At 67.8% G+C, this 5,128-nt stretch carries 5 protein-coding genes; 2 read left to right on the forward strand and 3 right to left on the reverse strand.

From position 1 onward, the window contains the following. Both R2601_RS10030 and R2601_RS10035 read right to left on the reverse strand, forming a co-directional pair. A partial coding sequence (locus tag R2601_RS10030) for an adenine phosphoribosyltransferase (RefSeq protein WP_007797438.1) occupies positions 1-514 on the reverse strand: 514 nt, incomplete at its 3' end. A 7-nt stretch (positions 515-521) separates the two neighbouring features. Next, positions 522-1,145 (reverse strand): LysE family translocator, encoded by a 624-nt coding sequence (locus R2601_RS10035; protein ID WP_007797441.1) that lies wholly within the window; start codon positions 1,143-1,145, stop codon positions 522-524. 427 nt (positions 1,146-1,572) lie between these two features. On the opposite strand from R2601_RS10035, the gene R2601_RS10040 reads away from it, so the two are divergent. Beyond that, the gene (locus R2601_RS10040; RefSeq protein ID WP_007797444.1) at positions 1,573-2,301 is read left to right on the forward strand and encodes a hypothetical protein; all 729 of its coding nucleotides are present in this window, start codon (positions 1,573-1,575) and stop codon (positions 2,299-2,301) included. Between the two features lie 15 nt (positions 2,302-2,316). Here the strand turns inward: R2601_RS10040 and R2601_RS10045 are convergent, their stop codons facing one another. After that, the gene (locus R2601_RS10045) at positions 2,317-3,192 is read right to left on the reverse strand and encodes an S-methyl-5'-thioadenosine phosphorylase (RefSeq protein ID WP_007797446.1); all 876 of its coding nucleotides are present in this window, start codon (positions 3,190-3,192) and stop codon (positions 2,317-2,319) included. A gap of 251 nt (positions 3,193-3,443) precedes the next feature. On the opposite strand from R2601_RS10045, the gene R2601_RS10050 reads away from it, so the two are divergent. Continuing rightward, positions 3,444-5,072: a SulP family inorganic anion transporter gene (locus tag R2601_RS10050; protein ID WP_007797448.1), complete on the forward strand. Its 1,629-nt coding sequence runs from the start codon at positions 3,444-3,446 to the stop codon at positions 5,070-5,072. Positions 5,073-5,128 lie beyond the last annotated feature (56 nt).

The raw sequence follows: 5,128 nt of genomic DNA on the forward strand, positions 1-5,128 counted from the left end.
CATGCACATCCATGCCCATGGCGTCGAGCCGGGCGCGGCCGCCGAGATCGGGCAGGTCGATGATGAAGGCGCAGCCGATGATCTCGCCGCCCAAGCGCTCCACCAGCTTGATGCCGGCCTCGGCGGTGCCACCGGTGGCGAGCAGGTCGTCAACCAGCAGGATGCGCTCGCCGGGCAGGATGGCGTCGTCGTGGATCTCGACCACCGCCTCACCGTATTCCAGCGTATAGGCCTCGGAGATCACGGCCCCGGGCAGCTTGCCCTTCTTGCGGATCGGCACGAAGCCGGCGGAGAGCTGGTGGGCCACCGCGCCGCCGAGGATGAAGCCGCGGGCCTCGAGCCCGACCACCTTGTCGAAGCGCATGCCGGCATAGGGGTGCAGCAGCTGGTCGACCGCCATGCGAAAGCCCCGCGGGTCGGCGAAGAGCGTGGTCACGTCGCGGAAGATGATGCCTTCATGCGGGAAGTCGACGATGGCGCGGATGTAGTCCTGGACCTGTTTTTGCTGGATCATGTCTCTCTCAGGCGCTGCGGCGGAGGGTGGCGGTGAAAAGCCCCATGCCGATCAGCGCGGCGCCGCCCGCGCGGGTCAGCCAGGCGATGACGGAGGGGCGGGCGATGGCGGCGCGCAGCCGGTCGGCGGCACACGCGTAGGCCAGCGCGTTGACTGCGGCGAGGCTGACGAAGGTGGTCACGAGGATCGCGAATTGCGGCAGGAAGGGCGCCGAGGGCGTCAGGAATTGCGGGACGAAGGCGATGAAGAAGGCGATGCTCTTGGGGTTGAGCGCCGTCACCGCGGCGGCGTGGGTGAACACGCCCCGCGTGGTGACCTCGGTGCCGGGCAGGGCAAGCCCGTCCTTCGGGGCAGAGCGCAGCAACTTGATGCCGAGCCAGACAAGATAGGCGGCGCCGATCCATTTCAGCGCGGTGAAAAGCGTCGCCGAGGCCATCACCAGCGCGCCGAGCCCGGCAAGCGACAGCGACATGGCTGTCAGGTCTCCGAGGGCCACGCCGGTGGCCGAGGCCACGGCGACGGAGCGGCCCTTGGAGAGCGCGTAGGACAGAACCAGCAGCACTGTCGGGCCGGGGATCAGCAGCAGCGCGGTCGAGGCGGCAACGAAGGTCAGCCAGAGGTCGAGGGGCATCGGAATGGAACTCCTTGGTTGCGCGCAGAGTGTCGCCTTGCGCACGGCCTGACAACAGGGATGCTGGATGGCGCCCGCGACTGTCCCGCAGATGCCGCACAGCAGGTCGGGATCTGCCACCCGATGCGCGCTGACTGCCGCTTCGGAACGGCGAGATACCCCTTGAGTTGAGCGAATCTGCAAAACACGCTATTTTATGGGGTATTCACAACGCCAATTGCATTTTTTTGACCCGGAGTATTGACGATGACAGCCTTCATTCGTGCCGGCCTGGCTGCCGCCGCTTTCGTCGGCAGCACCAGCGCAGCCCTGCAGGCCCAGCCCACACCGACGATCCCTGCGCCGCCTCCTGCGCCGACCGTGTGCCCGGCGAGCCACTACGAATGCGGTCCGGGCGTGTGCTGCCCGAAGATCGGGGGCTGAGCCGATGGTCAAGCCGGTGATGACCGCCATTGGCCTCACAGCCTTTCTCGTGGTCTGTTTCGCCCTGCTGACCGGGGTGAGCAAGATGGATGTTTCGATCAAGAACGAGATGCAGCGCCATCTTGGCAACGAGCCTCTCGAGGCCGGCGACATCGTGGCGCTGTCGCCGGACGGGACGCGCATCGAGGCGTTGCTCTGTTCGGTGGAGCTCAGCCCGGATCAGTCGCCCAACAGCGAGATACGGTCGCGCTATTACAATGTGCTCGACGCTGCCGAGGAAAAGGTCTTTGCCTTCGCGCGCCGCTCGAAGGAGATCTTCGGGCTCGGCTCGGGCGGGGCGCCCGTGACCGCGGCCTCGCTCACAGGGCTGTCCTTCACCGGCGAGGTGAGCCGGATCGAGGGCAGCCCGCAGAGCCGGATCCGCTCTGATTGCTTCTGTGACGTGGTGACTGCGGTGGTCGAGCGCAAGAAAACCGCCTGCATCGTCATCAAGTCGCTGGTCGAAACCCGGCTGCGCGAGGATTCGAGCCTGAGCCGCAACACGGTCGGCGTGAGCTTCCAGTCCGATCCTCTTCTTTTCAGCGAGCCCGAGCGCTTCGCCGCTGCCTGCCCGGATCTGAACCGGGGCGCCATTGCGCCGACCGGGGGCAGCTGCGCAGGGGCGAGCGGCTTCACCCTCGACGTGGTGGCGCGGGCCAAGGTCGGCCTGATCCGAGAGGTGCCGCTGCCCTGAGGCGAAGACAGTGGCTCAGCCCAGCACCCGCCCGGCCACCGCGTCGAGCCGTTTCAGGAGCGCGGGGTCCCTGTGCCCGGGCGCGGTGAGCAGCGCGTGGTCGAGTGCCCGGTCGCAGCCATGCTGGCAGGGCGCGCGTGAGGGGCCGAGATGGGCAGGCAAGCGCCCGACAAGGCGCCGCGCCTTCTCGGCGTTGCCGGTGAGGACGCGCACGATGTCCGAGACCTCGACGGCGCCGTGCTCGGGATGCCAGCTGTCATAATCGGTGACCATGGCGACCGAGGCGTAGCAGAGCTCGGCTTCGCGGGCGAGCTTGGCCTCGGGCATGTTGGTCATGCCGATCACGTCGGCGCCCCAGCCGTCGCGATACATGCGCGATTCCGCCAGGGTGGAGAATTGCGGGCCTTCCATGGCGAGGTAGGTGCCGCCGTCATGCACGGTGATGCCGGCCTCGCGCGCGGCGCCCAGGCAGGCCGCGCCGAGCCGCGGGCAGGTCGGGTGGGCGAGCGAGACATGCGCGACGCAGCCCTGCCCGAAAAAGCTCTTCTCGCGTGCGAATGTCCGGTCGATGAATTGATCGACGATGACGAAATCTCCCGGCGCCATCTCCTCGCGGAACGAGCCGCAGGCGGAGACAGAGATCACGTCGGTGACGCCGAGCCGTTTCAGCGCGTCGATATTGGCGCGGTAGGGCACCGAGGAGGGGCTATGGACATGGCCCCGGCCGTGACGCGGAAGGAAGGCCATGGGAACGCCATTGAGCGTTCCGGTCAGGATCTTGTCCGAGGGCGCGCCCCAGGGCGTCTCGACCGCCTGCCAGCGCTTGTCCTCGAGCGTGTCGAGATCGTAGACCCCGGATCCGCCGATCACGCCGATCATGGTGTTGCTCATGGGGCCTCCGTGCCATTGCCGCGTCCTTTGCGACAGAGTGCACCCGGCTGGCGCAGATGGAAAGGGCGGGGCGGAGTGGCGGGGGCCTGCGTCTCGCAGGCAAGGCGCGCAGGCTCGCGTGATCGACTGCGCCGCTGCGAAATCGGCGGCAGACCGGTACAGACGCGGCTCTGCGGGTCGAAACGCTGGCAATTTTCGCCGCGCTGCAGTATCCGCGCAGACGCGCAGCAGCAAAGCAACAGGACAGACTCATGGCAAAGGCCCTCCTGGCACGGTACGCCAGACGCATCTCGATGCCCGATCTCAGCATCGCCCCCACCACCCGGCTGACGCCGGGCCAGATCAAGACCGACGTGCTGTCGGGGCTCACGGTGGCGCTTGCCCTGGTGCCCGAGGCGGTGGCCTTCGCCTTCGTCGCCGGCGTGCACCCGCTGGTCGGGCTCTACGCCGCCTTCATGGTCGGGCTGATCACCGCCGTGATCGGCGGCCGGCCGGGGATGATCTCGGGCGCGACGGGCGCGCTTGCGGTGGTCATGGTGGCGCTGGTGGCCGATCACGGGGTGGAATACCTCTTTGCCACCGTGGTGCTGATGGGCATCCTGCAGATCTTTGCCGGGGTCATGCACTGGGGCAAGTTCATCCGGCTCGTGCCACACCCGGTGATGCTGGGCTTCGTCAACGGGCTGGCCATCGTGATCTTCATGGCCCAGCTCACCCAGTTCAAGGTGCCGGGCAGCGCCGAGGTCTCGGGGCATGGCACGTCGGGTGGCGAGTGGCTCAGCGGCATGCCGCTCTACCTGATGCTGGCGCTGGTGGCGCTGACCATGGCGGTGATCTGGCTGCTGCCGAAGCTCACAAAGATCATCCCCGCGCCGCTGGCGGGCATCGCCGTCACCGCGGTGCTGGTGATCGCGCTGGGGCTCGACACGCCGCGAGTCGGCGACCTGGCCTCGATCCAGGGGGGGCTGCCGGCCTTCCATATCCCGGCGGTGCCGCTGACCTGGGAAACGCTTGAGATCATTCTGCCTTACGCGGTGATCCTCGCCGCCATCGGCCTGATCGAGAGCCTGCTGACGCTCAACCTCGTGGGCGAGATGACCGGCCAGCGCGGTGGCGCGAGCCAGGAATGCATCGCCCAGGGCGCGGCCAACACCGTCACCGGGTTCTTCGGCGGCATGGGCGGCTGTGCGATGATCGGCCAGTCGATGATCAACGTGAATTCCGGCGGCCGCACCCGCATCGCCGGTATCGCCGCGGCGCTGTTCCTGCTGAGCTTCATCCTCTTCGCCTCGCCACTGATCGAGCTGATCCCACTGGCGGCGCTGGTCGGCGTGATGTTCATGGTGGTGATTGGCACCTTCGCGTGGAACTCGCTCCGGATCCTGTTCCGCGTGCCGCTGATCGACGCCTTCGTCATCGTGCTGGTGACCGTGGTGACGGTCTACGAGGACCTCGCCGTGGCGGTGGTCGTGGGGGTCATCGTCTCGGCGCTGGCCTATGCCTGGAACAATGCCCGCCGCATCCACGCGCGCAGCTACACCACGCCCGAGGGGGCCAAGGTCTACCAGGTGCAGGGGCCGCTGTTCTTCGGCTCGGCCGAGGGCTTTGCCGAGATCTTCAACGTGGCCGAGGATCCGCAGACGGTGATCGTCGATTTCGCCGACAGCCGGGTGGTCGACCAGTCGGCGCTGCAGGCGATCGAGGCGATGGCGGCGAAATACGAGGCCGCCGGCAAGCGTCTGCAGCTGCGCCACCTGTCGCGCGACTGTCACCGGCTGCTGAGCAAGGCCGGGCACCTGATGGTCGACAGCGACGACGACCCCGATTACGCGCTGGCGGTGGATTACCACGTGCGCACTGGGATCCTTGGCGGGCACTGAGCGCCGCTGCTGTTGCGAGGGATTGCGCCGCGGGCTGCGCCCGCGTCGCCAGGGGG

It is taken from the genome of Salipiger bermudensis HTCC2601, from assembly GCF_000153725.1.
Taxonomy (GTDB): domain Bacteria; phylum Pseudomonadota; class Alphaproteobacteria; order Rhodobacterales; family Rhodobacteraceae; genus Salipiger; species Salipiger bermudensis.